This is a genomic window from Nonlabens sp. Ci31 (assembly GCF_012974865.1).
GTDB lineage: Bacteria > Bacteroidota > Bacteroidia > Flavobacteriales > Flavobacteriaceae > Nonlabens.
The window spans coordinates 3,217,579-3,233,638 of record NZ_CP043633.1; the positions used below are offsets into that span (position 1 = coordinate 3,217,579).

Consider the following 16,060-nt stretch of genomic DNA (forward strand, 5'->3'; position numbering starts at 1 on the left):
TATAAATTCGAATTTACTAACTTTAAATTCAAACTGTCACAATGAGAAACAGCAAATTTAACGAGAGTCAAATTATCAAGGCCCTCAAGGAAAATCAACAAGGTAGAACCGTAGGCGATATATCAAGAGAATTGGGTATCGACAAGAGCACCTTTTATTACTGGCGTAAGAAATACGGTGGTATGGAACAGCAAGAGCTTAAGCGTCTAAAAGAACTTGAAACAGAGAATAACAAGCTCAAACAGATGTATGCGGATGTTAGTTTAGACAATAAAATGCTAAAAGATATATTGTCAAAAAAGTTCTAAAGCCTTCCGACAAGCGAGTTCGTGTCAAATACCTTGTTAAAGAGTTCACCGTATCTATTTTACGTGCCTGTAAGGTTGTAGGTTTAAGTAGGTCAATGTGGTGCTATCAGAGCAAGAAAGATGACAGTGAAGTGATTGATAAGCTCACAGAACTTGCAGAATCTTATCCCACTAGAGGTTTTGATGAGTATTACCACAAAATCCGTCGTGAAGGCTTAAAATGGAACAGGAAACGTGTATTACGTGTTTATCGCGAGATGAAACTTAGTTTGAGACGCAAGCATAAAAAACGTTTGGTTAAACGTGTGAAACAACCTTTAGAAGTGCCTGCTGTACTCAATGAGTGCTGGAGTATGGATTTTATGAGTGATGCTCTTACTGATGGCAGAAAGCTTAGAGTATTTAATGTTATAGACGACTGTAATCGAGAAGCCTTAGCTATTCAAGCGGGATTATCATATCCAGCAAGAGCTGTTGTAGAAACGCTTGAATGCTTGAAAGAGGAAATAGGAACACCTAAGTATGTAAGGTGTGATAATGGGCCAGAATTTATATCTAAAACCTTTATGAATTGGTGTAAAAAGAACTTTATAGAAATTAAATATACACAACCTGGAAAACCAATGCAAAATGGATATATAGAACGTTTTAATCGTTTTTTTAGAGAAGATATACTAGACGCTTATTACTTCAATGACACATATCAATTACAAAAGATTAGCGATAACTGGAGAGAAGACTATAATTTTAACCATCCGCATAAATCACTAGGAAACAAATCCCCTAAGGAATATATGCCCAGATTTGATGAAGAATTTAAATTCTTCATCAAATCTGACCTAAATAATAATTATTTATCGAACTTTAGGGTGTCCTAAAAAGGGGAAGCCTACAGTTGCTTACCCGTGCAATTATGCCTCGTATACGGTTTCTGCTGGGTTGACCCTGAGCGCAGCCGAAGGGTCAGAACCGAGCTTTGTAGTCCTGCTTCCTTCAGTCCTATCCTCTCGGTTGACAACCTTGCAGCTTACTAATGCTTCAAGGCGGGCTCCCCTGAGCATTTGTCGAAGGGTTACCCCAGCGCATCCACGAAGAAAGGGATAAAGGGCTCCCTTTCTGATGTCTTGTACCCTCTAGATTAATTAACTACATTATTGTAGTTAAAGAGATGCCCATGCTGGGCACACGCAACCTGTATAAGCCATTGCTGGGTCTGTACTACTCTGGAAAATTCTTGGGAATTTTCCAGCGCAGTTTTGTACTTTTAATGGTTCGTGTGCGAGACACGCAACGGCTCATACACATAAAACGTTGACAACAAGTAAATAAACTGCACTTTCCTGAAATAGGTTGACTAAAAATTAATGAATACCCGTTCGTGAATCATTTTCTGCACAAACCTTTAAGTAAAGAAAAACTCCATGCTATTACCCTTGTATAATATTCTTGATCTTTATTTTATGACTAATTGAGGTACTAAAGAAACAGCAGTCTCATTTTGTGTTATGTTAAAGTTTATTAAATATGTATGTTACTTATAATAAAATTTTTGTGTCTTAAAATTATTAAGAATTGAACAAAATAATTAGAAATTAAATTTCATAATTAGAGAAGCAAAATTGCTGAAAAAATTTGAACTTTAGTTTTATCGTTTTAAATAACCTAATTTAATAAAAGTTGTACCGATGTCTGGTGAAACGAAGATCACGGGTAGTCAGGTTGCTGAGGTAGTTGTAAGGGCGCATGTCCTTTTCACCCGTTCGGACATGTGAAAAAAGCCTACGTCTCTATGTTTAAGGAGAATCAGTCACACAGCAATGAATCCAGCATCGGTCAATTTTTAATACTAATAAGGGAGCTGATAAAATTTATATAAGAGTCTCATTTACCTATGATACTATTGATTGTGAATGTGAAACAGATGAAAAACCAAAATTTTTAGGTATTGTAACTGTATTTGCAATTGTAATGATGGCTTTCCCATACTATTCAGGAATTTTTTACCCTAACACAGAAAAGCAAATAATCGTAGTTGATAAATCCGATATTAAAATAACGGAATTTAAAATCAGCGAAATGACCTGCGCGAATTGCGAAGAGCACGTTAATCATGAAGTACATAAACTCAACGGAATTGTGCACTCAATTGCTTTATACGAAAATGAAAATGCAATCATTGAATTTGACAGAACTAAAACCAATGAAACGGAAATTGAGAAAGCAATTAACTCAACAGGTTACACAGTAACCGACAAAAAGAATTTAAAAGTAGCATATAAAGACAGTAAAGGAAAAACCAGAATGGCGGCTAAAACAACATCTGAAATTTGTGAAGGAATCGGAAAAGGAGAAAATGAATTATCTTTTATGGCTGAAAACGTAGATTTTCATAATATAACATTTGAATAAAAATACGATTTGCCAACACAGAACTGAGGCGATAAGCAACCTTTTTCTTCATTAATTTGAGACACTAATCTTCTAGGCTCATGGGTTCATAAAACTGATTCTCTGAGCTTTTTTAATGGATTTTCCGCTATTTATTTAGGCAACACAGAAACCTAACTTTCATTATATGTCCTACTGGATTTTGCTGTAGCAAAACATTGTTTGAGTAGCTTGTTGCTACAGCGATTAAGGCCAGTTTCTTGTTGCGCATTCCTCTCACTTTTTACCTCGCTCGTCGGATGCAAGGTTAACAATACACTCGAAGATCTTTTTGCATGCCTTATTGTGTTTACTAGTATTTAAAGAGCATAAAACAAAAGATTTTTCAGTTTTCTATTGCCTACTTACTTATTACCTCTCTGCCACTACTACAAGACTCCCGTTTCGTCGGAGTGATCCCTGCGTAGCTACACAACTGTGATGAATTTTCAAATTTTGAAAATTCATCTGTAATTACTATTAAAAACAAGGCCTTTTTTGACCCTATACCTGGAACAGACTTTAGTAAGCTGTTGCTGTTGCTATTGATCTTCCTTTACCAGTGATAATAGCTTTTCTTCCATAGATTTAACCTCTTTATTTAAGCATTTCTTGTGGCGTTTCAAAGAGCGATAGACGAAGTTGGAAGGGATCCCTAAAGTCTCTTGTCCATGCATCTTATTCTTTATAGCAGTGCGCTGCTTTACGTAAACGTCTAATAACCTAGACAGCTGTGAACAGTTACTTGGAACGTCGGTGAGCGCGCTGTAAATTGGGGCCTCATTGATCAAAGTATACTCGCAAATAGCCTTAGCATGACTCTTATAAAACTTTAGCTTAACTAATGTCTTGTTCTCGTTTCGCTTTCGCGAAAGCGAACACCCAAGAAACAACTACGCCACTTTTAAATAGAAACTTTGCCAGTCTGTAATGATAATAACCAGTGGCTTCCATAGCTACCAATGTATCCTCAGGCAGATCCTTTAAAAACTTCTAGAAGCCAGACTCCTCATTTTTATACTGATGATGATCTGTTTTACTGCCATGTACATCAAAAAAAATATTGATCTCCACTCCATAAGTTTCTTTATATTTATTAATAAGAACTGATTCATGAAAGAACCAGCTACTGATATCACAACTACACTTCGACAGGCCCAGTGCGTCGCTTAAAAGCGAGATCTAAAGTCTCACAGTCCCGATAACTATCGAAAGAACTTGGTTTTTGTAGTAAAAGAGAAAGGATTATCAATGTTGTCGAAGTCTAGACCTCACCCTATATACTAAGCTTAATTCTCTGTTTTGTTCTTTCTACTTTATATCTAAATTTAAAGTAATCAAACTTAAGATGTCTATGTAATCATGGCACCCTGCGGGCTGAGATGATTACATAGACTAAACTTTTAGTGGCAACCCTAAAAAAGACAGTTCTCCATAAATACTGACTCCGTAACTTGACACTTCAAACTAGCAAAAAAAACGGGTAGAAAGTTCCCCACTTCTTGGACAGGTTTGCAGTTAATTGACAGCAGACAAAAACTTCGGCAAAGCCGTTTGGCTATTCCTTCTGTAAAAGCGGTGCGACCCTACCACACAAGCCACCACATTTGCTATTGCCCCCACACACCTTCCCGATTCGGGGACAATTCCTAGTCAACATCAATTTGTGAATTGTGTAACTTATTCCTAAAACTGTGTAACATATTGTTAAACAAGGCTTTTACCTTTGAAATATCGATTTTAAAATTTAATTACAAAACTTAGAAACAAAAAAAAATGAAATCAAAAATAATTTTCTCAAAACTTAGTCTAATAGCATTCATCGCATTATCAGGTTGCGCTATGTACAATAACACAACTTCCAACTATGACAAGAGTGTTGATTTTACTAAATATAAAACGTACGCATGGTTAGATTCACAGAAGCCGCAAGCGTCAACACCCTATTATAATGATGTTGTTGAGAACAATACTAAAAATTATATTGATCTTTATTTTAAGGACAGAGGATATACGGTTGATACTCTGAAGCCGGATGTTTTATTGGAGCTCGTATTAAAAAGTGAAAAGAAAACAGAAGAAGTTCAGATCAACAATCCTTACAATTATTCTAATAACACATATAACAATTACCCTTACAATAAACGTTATAACGATAATATGTACTATAACGATGCCAACTACAATCGCTATAACAATTATAATTACAGCACGCATTATTCCTATAATCAAAGCTATAACACTAAGGCTAGGAAGTATACGCAAAGCGCCATCACCATTAACGTGATTGACAGGGTTTCAAACGAGATGGTTTGGACGGGAACAGCCGAAAACGATATTTATAATCCCAGATATCTTAAAGAGGAAATCCATCCTGCGATAGTTAATATTTTGGAGCAATATCCGGTTCAACCAATTAAAAAATAATTTACAAACAAATAAAATTTTCATCATGTCAGAAATTAAAATAGAAAAGAAAAAGGCTGTATGGCCTTGGATTTTATTAGCACTTGTTTTGCTTGTTGCTGCCTGTGCTGCTTGGTTCTTCTTTAGTCGCAACAATAACACTGAGCCTGTAACAACAGCAGATGAAACAGTGCTGATAACAACAGCAGATGAAACAGTGCTGATAGATATACATGAGAATAACAAGACAGTTGCCGCCTATGTGAGGTTCATTGATGCTGACACCCTTACAATGGGTCTCGACCATGTATTTACCAGTGAGGCATTTACAAAGCTAACTAATGCTGTAGATGCTATGGCTACGGAATCTGGCTATGATGTGGAAGCCGATATAGCCAAGGCAAAACAGCTTACAGATGAAATAACAAAAGCCCCATTTGTGACTACCCATGCTAATAAAATAAGGAGCGCTGCTGATGTGCTAAGCACTTCCTTACAGAATATACAGCAGGCAAAATATCCCGGTTTGAGCACTGAAGCTGCTGATGTAAAAAGTGCCACTTCGGCAATTAAGCCTGAAACATTAACACTCGAACAACGGGATGCTGTTAAATCTTTTTTTAGAAAAGCCGCAGACCTGCTTAATAAAATGAATTAATCATTCAAATTCACAATCATGAAAGACAAAAATAAAAACCTGTATTATTTACACGAGATATCAGATTATAAAGTAGCTGATAGTTATCCTGATGTGAGAGATTGGGAAGTAATAGATGCAGACAATAGAACCATAGGCAAAGTGGATGGACTGTTGGTTAGCAAAGAGGCAGATCGAGTTGTTTATCTTGATGTGGAAGTTGATACCTCTCTAATTGAAACCGGTCACGAAACTTATGCAGCTCCTGCAAAAAAGGGTGTGCATGAATTTTTGAATGAGGAAGGGGAAAACCATCTGATTATACCAATTGGCATGGTGACACTTGATGAGGAAAATAATAAAGTACATTCTAAACAAATAGATTATTCAACTTTTGCAAAGACAAAAAGATTTAAAAATGGAGTTGATTTAGAAAGGTCTTATGAGCTAACGATTTTGACGCATTATTCCCCTTATAATAACTTTGATGAAGAAAGTGATTCAGAGAATGAGTTTTATAATCGCAAAGAATATAAACCGCTAACTTGACCAAAAGTAAAACTGTAGTTTATAGTAATTAAATTCCTAAGTAATACTTCAAACAATATGAAAAAACAAGACACAAATTTCGGAAATATGACTGCCAAAGTTTCAAGAATTTCTTGGGCAGCTATACTCGCTGGAACTTTGACTGCTTTGGCAGTTGTTTCGATGCTCAATTTACTAGGTCTGGGAATTGGTTTCTCTACAATAGACCCTATGACTGAAAATGACCCATTAAGCGGGCTAGGAACGGGTGCACTCATTTGGTTAGGACTTTCAAATCTTGCCGCCCTTTTTGTGGGAGGTATGGTAGCTGGGCGCATGTCTGGGTATCCCTCTAAATCGGACGGAGGCCTGCACGGATTTTTATCGTGGGCGTTATTTGCATTGGTATCCTTTTACCTAATTACAACTGCCGTTGGCACAATGGTCAATGGGCTGTCGAGCGCAGTATCTAGCGTGTTTGGTGGTTCGCAAAATGATAGGGTTAAAGTGATACTGGACAAGGCAGAAGAAAAGGGGGAGGATAATACCACACTTTCTTATGAAAACATTAAAAAAGAAGCATTTCAATTAATCAACAAAGCAGAAAAATACAATATACTTCCAGATGATGCCTCCGAAAATGCGCGGCAGCCAGTTAATGAAGCTGAAAAAGATGTAGAGCAAGCCTTTAATGATTTAAACCTCGACGAAAACATTGATGAATTTTTAAACAACCTCTCTTTTGATATAGATGATAACGGAGATTTGCAAATTAACGTTGATGGCGAAGTAGATTTTTTTGATAAAGAAGAGTTAAAGAACTATTTGGCTGAGAACACGGAACTTGATGAAGCCGAAATCAACGGACTAATCAATAAATGGAACAAAAATATTGAAATAGCTGTGGACAAAGCAGAAATGTATTATGCAAAAGCAAAGCAAAAAGCTATTAAATATAGCGATAAAGCTGCCGAAGCTGTTGCCACCGCGAGTATAGCTGCATTCATAATATTCTTTTTGGGTGCTTTAGCAGCATTTTTTGGTGGGGCAACTGGTTCGCCTTTGCTAACGGTATCAGAAGAAAGAAGAGAAGAAAAATTTGATTAATCTTTAAAAGATAATAATATGTCGCTCCTTACTATTATACTCAACATACTTTTGCCGCCGTTAGCCGTTTTTTTGAAACACGGTTTAGGCTCAGCATTTTTAATTAGTCTAATTCTGACTATTATTGGCTGGATACCTGGTGTGATACACGCATTTATAGTAAATGATTGATTTGAATTTTGAATTGTTTAAGACAGCATCAAGCATTTTTGAACTGCCTGGATAAGATTAGAATCTGGGTAAAAAATCCTGTAAAACAATGCCACTAACTCACTTCAGGACGGACGTAAAAACCTCGGAAAATCAAGCAGTATACAGAAAGCCAATGGTTAACTATACATCAGAAAAATAGGGCGATTAGTTTCTAAATTGGAACTAATCGCTTTTTTTATATAGACAAATTTTAAAATTTTGGCTTGAACTCAACCGAAAAGTATGTGCATACCTCTGCCCTACTTTTATTACAGTTGGCCGTTAACCACAAACTAAAAAAAGTCGTGACTTCATTTAAAAATGAATAAAAACACAAGAGATATTCACAAAAAGTTTGAAATAAATACAAGGGGACGCAAAATTGAAAATTAAAAAATAATACGAGAACTATGAAAATCATTCAAATATTATTGTTGGCTATTGCATTTGTACTTTTCTCATTCAGGCAAGAAAATACGACTGTTAAAGACCCAATAAAGGTATCAGAAGAAATGGATGTCATCCAAAAATATCTCTTTCCGACACTTGAAACCGGGAATGGTATCCAAGAGGATTTTAAAGGAAAAGGGAAATTTGGAAGTGTTCATTTTTTAAAGTTTAAGCCTATGGCAGACTATACTGGAATAGAGGTTTCGGACAAACAAACAGGTAAAACAGAAAAAAAAGCCCAGGCTTCACCCTATATAGTAAACTTAATTCTCCCTTTTGTTCTTTCTATTTCATATCTAAATTTAAAGGAATGAAACTTAAAATGTATAAAAAAACAGGAGCAATAGGTTTGAAATTAAGGCTTTTGGCTCGTGTTAAACTTTGTGCTTATCCGAAAGTTTAGTGTTTCTAAATCGCCTACTTTTCATATACTAACCATTACAGGCAAGTCTAAGTGAATGAACTAATAATAAAAAAGAAAGAAATAATTATGAATCAGATTTTTGAATCCTCTTTGTGGACAGACCTTTTCAAAACCAGCCAAAACTGGCTTATTAGCCAACTACCTGGCTTGTTAATTGCATTAGTGCTGTTTTTTTTAGCCTATAAAATTGTAGGCTTTTCTGTGAAAAAATTAAACAAAAAACTTTTAAATAATGCTAAGAAAAATGATAGGACAGATACAGATGAAGCAGGAAAAAGAATTAATACCCTAACGTCTATTCTGCATGGTGCAATAAAAGTTATCCTCTGGCTGATTTTGATCATGATTGTGCTTCAAAAAATCAGTATAAATATTGCTCCAATATTGGCAGGTGCGGGCATTGTTGGAGTGGCTGTTGGCTTTGGAGCACAAGAAATGGTAAGGGATTACATATCCGGATTTTTCATTATTCTAGAGAATCAGATTCGTACTGGTGACATTGCGATGATAGATGGAACGTGGGGATTCGTTGAAAAGGTAGAGTTTAGAACTATTACTCTTCGCGATTTATCAGGAGTGGTTCATATTATTCAAAATGGTAAAATTAATGTCATGTCAAATATGACCAAAGACTGGTCGGCAATGGTATTTGATATTGGTGTTGCCTATAAAGAAGACCCACAGGTAGTGATGGATTTAATGAAAAAAGTAAGTGATAAAATACAAAATGATTCGAAATTTAAGGACAAAATTCTTGAACCAATTGAGATATTTGGCGTAGATGAGTTTGCAGATAGTGCACTTGTTATTAAAGCTCGATTAAAAACTAAACCTAGTGAACAATGGGCAGTAGGTCGGGAATACAGAGAACGCTTAAAGTATGCTTTCGATGAGAATAATATAGAAATACCATTCCCACATACGTCTGTTTATTGGGGAGAGAAAATTAATCCTTTAAAGTTAGACATTAATAGTAAAGAATTGGATGAATGAAGACAATAACCATAATTTATTACAATTGAATTTAAATTGAATACCCAGCCCTTAACAAGCGGTCATAAAACATTGTTGATTAAGTCGTTATACAAAATACTGTTGTCACATCAAAGTTCTTTGTGTCTTGATAGCAAATTAGCACTGAGGTCCTCCAGATATCCTACCGCCAGAACCTTAGCGATAGTTTATAAGACAAACTTTTGGCCTTTTCATAATCTTATTGACAACCATTTTTTGTTCTTAGAAAACGGTGCCATTTGGTCTTCGAAAAACTATTAACCAAAATGAAAAAAATCCGAACGACACCATCAAAAGCGATTTGGAATTGAATCCAGTATTGGCAGAACTATAGATAGTATAAATTATAATAAAGAAATAGGAAATACTGAATGAATTGAATTTTCAAATCAAAATGAAGGGTTAAAAAATGAACACCCAATTTTAAATGGGAGAAATCAGGAAATAAAAAATAACCGAACTTATGACTTTTGGTAAATGTGCAAGAACTGGAAAAGAATACACAAACTTGTTAGAACTATCAGAAACCTCTGATACTATTATACACAGTACAGGAGTTGGACCAATTGGTAAAGGAAATTCCCAAGGTTGAGCTGGGGAAATCGGAAAAGGAAAAGTCGTGGCTTTGGGAGATTCTAATGGTTTTACAGCTATGATTTTTAATGAAGATGATGGTTCAATACAAGCTGTCGAAATGAATCTCAAAGAATAGGATCGTCCACAATTTGTTTTAAACACTTTACACTGGCTATCAGATAAATAGAATAAAATCTGTGGTAACACCATGTAGAATGAATTACTTGGTTCTTGCCTACTTAAGAAAATTTCACTGGAATTTTCTATTCAGTTTTTATTTACTAACTTTAATGATTCACTACCCAACTATCGTACACCAACAAATTGCCCATAATGCTAAAGAAATATATTAGCTATCATTTTGGTAACTTTTTAAATATATTTAAAATAAATAACTTGGCTTGAAAATATTTTAGAGACGAACATTGCGATATTTTTGAGAATAGCAGGCTAACTGCAAACTTCAATTGAAAACGCGGTATGGTGAAGCTTAAAAATCAAATTGGTCATCAATCAACGAGCTCCAATCGGGATATCCCTACGCGAGTATTTTGAAAGACAATCGTATTGTAGTTACTATTAAAGGCCATGATTGCCGACTGATTGTAAAATTTAATTTTGAGTACCAACTTGCTTGTGTACGATTTATCGGAACACATGCCGAATATGAAAAAATTAACGCTAACGAAATTTAGGATGAATATAAAACCGATTAGAAACGAGGCGGATTACCAAAAAGCACTTGAGCGTTTAGAAATAATCTTTGATGCCAAAAAAGGAACTGATGCAGGTGACAAATTGGAAATACTTGCAATCGTAATTGACAACTACGAAAACGAGAACTTTCCAATTGCAATGCCAGACCCAATTTCAGCCATTAACTTTAGAATGGAACAAATGGGATTGAAACAAAAAGATTTAGTAGAAATGATTGGTTTCAAAAGTCGAGTAAGCAAAATAATGAACAAAAGACGCAAACTTACTTTGGATATGATTAGAAAATTGAACGCCAAATTACACATTCCAACAGAAGTATGGATACAAGATTATTGATCAACATTACGGGAAGCACTTTGGGCAAAAACGTATAAATATAATAGGGCAATAGTCGCTTAACTCAATGATAAAGATACATTTACGAAGTTGCCAAATTTTTAAAGCTCGTGCTGAATTTATCGAAGTATGGCTTATTGGAGAAAAAGACCTGCCGGCAGGCAGGTCATAAAAAATCCACCGCGACGGATGGCTTGTGCTTATCCGAAAAGAATTTTACAATTTTCACGCCAAGAACCATATACAGAGACGTTGTTGGACAGGCTAAAAAATAAAATATTCCATTATGAAAACTCAAAACCTTAGTCAAAAATTGATCAGTGCTCATCTTATTTCAGGTAAGATGAATCCCGGACACGAAATCGCATTAAAAATCGATCAAGTATTGTTACAAGATGCCACTGGCACTTTAGTAATGCTGGAATTGGAAGCGTTTAAATTAAAAAAGAGTAAAGCAGAGATAGCAGTTCAGTATGTGGATCACAATCTGCTTCAAACGGATTATAAGAACATGGATGATCATATTTTTCTTCAGTCAGCCGCTGCTCGCTTTGGATTTTGGTTTAGTAAGTCTGGAAACGGAATTAGTCATGTTGTACATATGGAACGTTTTGGCAAACCGGGTCAAACCCTATTGGGGTCGGACAGCCATACTCCTGCTGGCGGTGGCATTGGAATGCTTGCTATGGGCACAGGTGGCTTAGATGTAGCACTGGCTTCGGCAGGTGAGCCATATTATATTAAAATGCCAAAAATTATGGGCATCAAGCTCATTGGAAAACTACCTGACTGGATAAGTGCTAAGGATATTGTTTTAGAAATGCTTCGAAGGTATGATGTGACTGGAGGGCGAGGATATATCTTAGAATATTATGGTGAGGGCTTGAAATGCTTAAGTGCTTGGGATCGTCATGTTATAACAAATATGGGTACCGAGTTGGGCGCTACTTCTTCTGTATTTCCTTCTGATGAAATCACCCGTGAATTCCTACGAAGAGAAGGAAGAGAAGAGGACTGGGTTAAACTAGAAGCTGATGAAGGAGCATCCTATGACCACTACGAAGAGATAAATTTATCTGAGTTAGAACCTTTAATTGCACTTCCCAGCAGCCCAGGAAACGTTGTTCCGGTAAGAGAGGTGAGCGGTTTAAAAGTAGCCCAAGTCGTTGTTGGCTCTTCTGCCAATCCCGGACTGCGTGATTTTTGGATGGTATCTCAAATTCTAAAAGGAAATGTGTTGTCTCCCCATGTTTCATTTGATGTTAACCCGTCTTCTCGTCAGGTCTTGGAAAACTTAATGGAAATGAAAGCTCTGGGGCCACTGGTTGCTGCGGGTGCAAGACTTCATCAATCCGGTTGTATGGGATGTATAGGTATGGGACAGGCACCTGCTACCAATACGATTAGTCTCCGAACAATGCCTCGTAATTTCCCGGGACGTTCAGGAACACTCGAAGATCAGGTCTATCTATGTAGTCCAGAAACGGCTGCTGCTGCTGCACTAATGGGAGAAATTACTGATCCAAGAGAACTCAAAAAACTCAAGAATATATCCTATCCTAAATGGGAAGAACCTACCCATATTAAGATAAACAATAATATGCTAATTGCTCCTAATGGGGGATCTACTGAATTATTGAAGGGGCCGAATATTAAAACACTTCCTGATTTTGAAGAGCTTCCTGATGAAATGGAAATTCCCGTTTTGTTGAAAATGGATGACAATATTTCAACTGATGGAATATTGAAAGCAGGGGCCGATGTGCTGCCTTTACGTTCAAATATTCCGGAGATAAGCAAGTTTGCTTATTATGCCATTGACCAAAGCTTTTATGATCGTGCCATTGAAAATCAAAAAAACTACAAAGGCTTTTGTGTTATAGCGGGTGAAAATTATGCCCAAGGCTCCAGCAGAGAACATGCTGCTTTGGCTCCCAAGTATCTAGGGCAAAAGTTCGCTATCGCTAAATCCTATGCACGTATTGGTTGGCAAAACCTAATCAATTTTGGTATTGTTCCTTTTGAGTTTAAAAACACAGATGATTGGGACAAACTGGAACAAGGGGATGTTTTACGATTAGAAAACATTAGAGAGACCATCAAAAATAATGATTCAATAACAGCGACTGTAGTTGGAAAAGGAACGAAAATTCAGCTCGCATTCAACATTAGTAACAGACAAGTTGAAATCATTTTAAAAGGAGGTGTTATTAATTATATAAAGCAAAGATGATTTGGAATTTTGTCGTTTTTGAGGTTATGAATTAATAACAAAGCAGTATCCAACCCATTATAAATCATAGAACTGAGGTTAAAAAAACACTTTTATTCTTTAATTTAAGACAACAGTTTTCTAGGCTCTTAGAATCAAGTATTTGAATCTTTGAGATTTTTAATGCTCATTTATTTTACTTATTTAACCCATTCTAGAAACAAAGGTTTTATCATCTCGAATATTATAGAAAATGAACAATGAACGAAAGAATTTTAATTAGGAATACAACCATTGTGAATGAGGGAATATCATCAATCAAAGACGTGCTGTTGTCGGACGGATTTATTCAAAAAATTGGAAGGATTAAAATTGAACCAAACTACAAAGTAATTGACGGTACAGGTAAACATTTGTTCCCAGGAATCATTGATGGCCAAGTCCATTTTAGAGACCCCGGACTTACGCACAAAGGAGATTTGTATACCGAAAGTAAAGCGGCCATAGCTGGAGGAGTGACTTCCTTCATTGATATGCCAAATACGGTTCCGAATATTTTGACCGTTAAAAGTCTGAAGGAAAAGTATGAAATAGCTTCAAAAAAATCTTTAGCCAACTATTCATTTTTTCTTGGTGTAAATGGGGATAATATTGATGAGGTTATAAAAATGGACACGAGCCAATTTATTGGTGTTTCAGATGACGGATTGTACTTTACCAAAAAGGGGAATCTACTGGCTGATAGTCCAGAAAAAATGGAAAAACTATTTGCTAACTGCACATCCATTATCGCCATTCATTCAGAAAAAGAAGAGATCGTTGAAGCAAATGAACAGGCTTTTAGAGAAAAATATGGCGATGATATTCCCGCAAAGTTTCATCCCATTATTAGAAGTAGTGTAGGCTGTTATGAAGCTACAAAACGTGCCATTGAAATAGCTAAAAAACATAACGCTCGATTACATATTTTACACTTAACAACTGAGGCAGAAACGCACTTATTTCGAAATGATATTCTACTGAAAGATAAAAAAATAACTACGGAAGTTTCGGTACATCACCTTTGGTTCACAGACAAAGACTATGAACGCTTAGGAGTGCTAATTAAATGGAACCCAGCCATAAAAACGAAGCAAGACAAAGAAGGCTTATTAAAGGCGTTACTTGATGACAGAATAGATATTATAACCACCGACCATGCACCTCATACTTTAGAGGAAAAGGAACAATCTTACTTTCAATCAATGTCAGGAGCACCAATGGTTCAGCATTCCCTTAATTGTATGTTAGAATTTTATAAAAAAGGTCTCATTTCATTGGAAAAAATAGTTGAGAAAATGTGTCATAATCCTGCTATTCTCTATAAAATGACAAACAGAGGATTTATCCGAGAAGGATATTATGCAGACTTAACCTTGGTGGACTTGAATAGCAAGTGGACAGTAGCTAAAGATAATCTGCTTTATAAATGTGGTTGGTCGCCATTGGAAGGAACCATATTTCAAACGGAAATCAAACAAACATTCGTAAACGGAAATTTAGTCTATGATAATGGTCTTTGGAATGAAGATAAAAAAGGTATGGCAATAGATTTTACCACAGAAAATGTAACACACTAATCCGTTATGTTCAAAGGTAGAGGCTTAGTAATAGCGACAAAACACGAAAAGGAAAAAGTGATTGCACCGCTATTGGAGAAGGGATTAGGTGTAGTATGCTTCATACAAGAAGGTTTCGATACAGATACTCTTGGCACTTTTACAGGAGAAATTGAAAGAGAACTTGACCCTATTGCTGCTGCAAGACAAAAATGTTTGATGGCAATGGAAGGAAGTAACTGTGATTTAGGAATAGCAAGTGAAGGTTCTTTTGGCCCGCATCCTTCCATATTTTTTGTAAGTGCAGACGATGAGTTTTTAATATTTATTGATAAGAAAAACAAATTAGAGATTATAGTCAGAGAACTAAGTACAGAAACAAATTTTAATGGAAGTGACATTAAGAATGAACAAGAACTTTTGGACTTTGCTGACGCAGTAAAATTCCCTTCTCACGGACTGATACTTCGTAAATCAAAAACAGACAATAGCTATATAATCAAAGGCATTACAAATTTGGAAGACTTAAAAAAATCATTTCATTTAATGCTTGAAAAATTCAATACTGTTTACGCAGAAACCGATATGAGAGCAATGTACAACCCAAGTAGAATGACTGTAATTAAAAATGCGGCCAAAAAATTGGTAGATAAAGTAAACTCTTGTTGTCCTCAATGCAATATTCCAGGTTTTGGAGTTACAGATGTAAAAAAAGGATTAGAATGTAGTTGGTGTGGTTCACCTACCAATTCTGCGTTAAGTTTTATTTATAGCTGTCAAAAATGTCCTTTCGAAAAAGAAGAAATGTATCCGCATAAAAAAACATCTGAAGAACCAATGTATTGCGATTTCTGTAATCCGTAATTATTTTGATAGAGATTAAATAGAATACCATCAAATGAAAGAAATAAAGCCAGTCGTTAACAATGAACCGAGGTAAAAAACAACACTTTTCTTCTTTAATTTGAGAAACTAGTATTCTAGGCTCTTATAATCAAGTATTTGACTCTTCCAAACTCCATTTCACATATCATATCTCAAAGGTATTATTTGAAATTTAAAATATCACCTCGAACTTATAAGTGGCTCAACTACTTCTGGAAGTGCGTTATAAATAAGAACCTCATT

15 protein-coding genes and 1 pseudogene are annotated in these 16,060 nt (G+C 35.7%); 15 read left to right on the top strand and 1 reads right to left on the bottom strand.

Annotated elements, in window-relative coordinates:
* Nucleotides 1-41: 41 nt before the first annotated feature.
* The 3 genes and pseudogenes from F0365_RS14230 to F0365_RS14240 all read left to right on the top strand — a co-directional run.
* Nucleotides 42-308, top strand: coding sequence for a transposase (locus tag F0365_RS14230; protein WP_169932151.1), 267 nt, complete (start codon nt 42-44; stop codon nt 306-308).
* Nucleotides 290-1,186 carry an IS3 family transposase gene (locus F0365_RS14235; RefSeq protein ID WP_169934729.1) on the top strand — a complete coding sequence of 299 codons (897 nt, stop codon included), beginning with the start codon at nt 290-292 and terminating at the stop codon, nt 1,184-1,186. Before F0365_RS14230 ends, F0365_RS14235 begins: the two co-directional genes overlap by 19 nt.
* Before the next feature lie 1,021 nt (nt 1,187-2,207).
* Nucleotides 2,208-2,567: pseudogene (locus tag F0365_RS14240) on the top strand (cation transporter); the annotation flags it as partial.
* Nucleotides 2,568-3,096: 529 nt separating this feature from the next.
* Here the strand turns inward: F0365_RS14240 and F0365_RS16595 are convergent.
* Nucleotides 3,097-3,225, bottom strand: coding sequence for a transposase (locus F0365_RS16595; protein WP_240961692.1), 129 nt, complete (start codon nt 3,223-3,225; stop codon nt 3,097-3,099).
* Between the two features lie 1,286 nt (nt 3,226-4,511).
* Between F0365_RS16595 and F0365_RS14250 the strand changes: the two genes are divergently transcribed.
* The 12 genes from F0365_RS14250 (at nt 4,512) to F0365_RS14305 (ending at nt 15,796) form a co-directional block, all read left to right on the top strand.
* Nucleotides 4,512-5,162 carry a DUF4136 domain-containing protein gene (locus F0365_RS14250; RefSeq protein WP_169934308.1) on the top strand — a complete coding sequence of 217 codons (651 nt, stop codon included), beginning with the start codon at nt 4,512-4,514 and terminating at the stop codon, nt 5,160-5,162.
* A gap of 25 nt (nt 5,163-5,187) precedes the next feature.
* Entirely contained in the window at nt 5,188-5,799 is a 612-nt protein-coding gene (locus F0365_RS14255) for a phage tail tape measure protein (RefSeq protein ID WP_169934309.1), read from the top strand.
* Between the two features lie 18 nt (nt 5,800-5,817).
* On the top strand, nt 5,818-6,327 hold the full coding sequence (locus F0365_RS14260; protein WP_169934310.1) for a PRC-barrel domain-containing protein: 510 nt from the start codon (nt 5,818-5,820) through the stop codon (nt 6,325-6,327).
* Nucleotides 6,328-6,384: 57 nt separating this feature from the next.
* The gene (locus F0365_RS14265) at nt 6,385-7,413 is read left to right on the top strand and encodes a hypothetical protein (protein WP_169934311.1); all 1,029 of its coding nucleotides are present in this window, start codon (nt 6,385-6,387) and stop codon (nt 7,411-7,413) included.
* An 18-nt stretch (nt 7,414-7,431) separates the two neighbouring features.
* Nucleotides 7,432-7,584: a YqaE/Pmp3 family membrane protein gene (locus tag F0365_RS14270; RefSeq protein ID WP_169934312.1), complete on the top strand. Its 153-nt coding sequence runs from the start codon at nt 7,432-7,434 to the stop codon at nt 7,582-7,584.
* A 431-nt stretch (nt 7,585-8,015) separates the two neighbouring features.
* Nucleotides 8,016-8,369: a hypothetical protein gene (locus F0365_RS14275; RefSeq protein ID WP_169934313.1), complete on the top strand. Its 354-nt coding sequence runs from the start codon at nt 8,016-8,018 to the stop codon at nt 8,367-8,369.
* Between the two features lie 176 nt (nt 8,370-8,545).
* A complete protein-coding gene (locus F0365_RS14280) occupies nt 8,546-9,472 on the top strand; it encodes a mechanosensitive ion channel family protein (protein ID WP_169934314.1) in 927 nt (308 codons plus the stop codon).
* A 1,148-nt stretch (nt 9,473-10,620) separates the two neighbouring features.
* Nucleotides 10,621-10,764: a type II toxin-antitoxin system HigB family toxin gene (locus tag F0365_RS16600; protein ID WP_240961694.1), complete on the top strand. Its 144-nt coding sequence runs from the start codon at nt 10,621-10,623 to the stop codon at nt 10,762-10,764.
* Nucleotide 10,765: 1 nt separating this feature from the next.
* Nucleotides 10,766-11,122: a type II toxin-antitoxin system HigA family antitoxin gene (locus tag F0365_RS14290; protein ID WP_169934872.1), complete on the top strand. Its 357-nt coding sequence runs from the start codon at nt 10,766-10,768 to the stop codon at nt 11,120-11,122.
* 286 nt (nt 11,123-11,408) lie between these two features.
* Complete coding sequence (locus tag F0365_RS14295; RefSeq protein WP_169934315.1) at nt 11,409-13,355, top strand: aconitate hydratase; 1,947 nt, start codon at nt 11,409-11,411, stop codon at nt 13,353-13,355.
* 239 nt (nt 13,356-13,594) lie between these two features.
* Nucleotides 13,595-14,953: a dihydroorotase gene (locus F0365_RS14300; protein ID WP_169934316.1), complete on the top strand. Its 1,359-nt coding sequence runs from the start codon at nt 13,595-13,597 to the stop codon at nt 14,951-14,953.
* Nucleotides 14,954-14,959: 6 nt separating this feature from the next.
* Nucleotides 14,960-15,796, top strand: a complete 837-nt coding sequence (locus F0365_RS14305) for a DUF6671 family protein (RefSeq protein WP_169934317.1) — start codon at nt 14,960-14,962, stop codon at nt 15,794-15,796.
* The last annotated feature ends 264 nt before the right edge of the window (nt 15,797-16,060 follow it).

Coding starts and splice junctions, on each gene's coding strand:
- F0365_RS14230 (WP_169932151.1), top strand. CDS start 42: ATGAGAAACAGCAAATTTAACGAGAGTCAAATTATCAAGGCCCTCAAG.
- F0365_RS14250 (WP_169934308.1), top strand. CDS start 4,512: ATGAAATCAAAAATAATTTTCTCAAAACTTAGTCTAATAGCATTCATC.
- F0365_RS14255 (WP_169934309.1), top strand. CDS start 5,188: ATGTCAGAAATTAAAATAGAAAAGAAAAAGGCTGTATGGCCTTGGATT.
- F0365_RS14260 (WP_169934310.1), top strand. CDS start 5,818: ATGAAAGACAAAAATAAAAACCTGTATTATTTACACGAGATATCAGAT.
- F0365_RS14265 (WP_169934311.1), top strand. CDS start 6,385: ATGAAAAAACAAGACACAAATTTCGGAAATATGACTGCCAAAGTTTCA.
- F0365_RS14270 (WP_169934312.1), top strand. CDS start 7,432: ATGTCGCTCCTTACTATTATACTCAACATACTTTTGCCGCCGTTAGCC.
- F0365_RS14275 (WP_169934313.1), top strand. CDS start 8,016: ATGAAAATCATTCAAATATTATTGTTGGCTATTGCATTTGTACTTTTC.
- F0365_RS14280 (WP_169934314.1), top strand. CDS start 8,546: ATGAATCAGATTTTTGAATCCTCTTTGTGGACAGACCTTTTCAAAACC.
- F0365_RS14290 (WP_169934872.1), top strand. CDS start 10,766: ATGAATATAAAACCGATTAGAAACGAGGCGGATTACCAAAAAGCACTT.
- F0365_RS14295 (WP_169934315.1), top strand. CDS start 11,409: ATGAAAACTCAAAACCTTAGTCAAAAATTGATCAGTGCTCATCTTATT.
- F0365_RS14300 (WP_169934316.1), top strand. CDS start 13,595: ATGAACGAAAGAATTTTAATTAGGAATACAACCATTGTGAATGAGGGA.
- F0365_RS14305 (WP_169934317.1), top strand. CDS start 14,960: ATGTTCAAAGGTAGAGGCTTAGTAATAGCGACAAAACACGAAAAGGAA.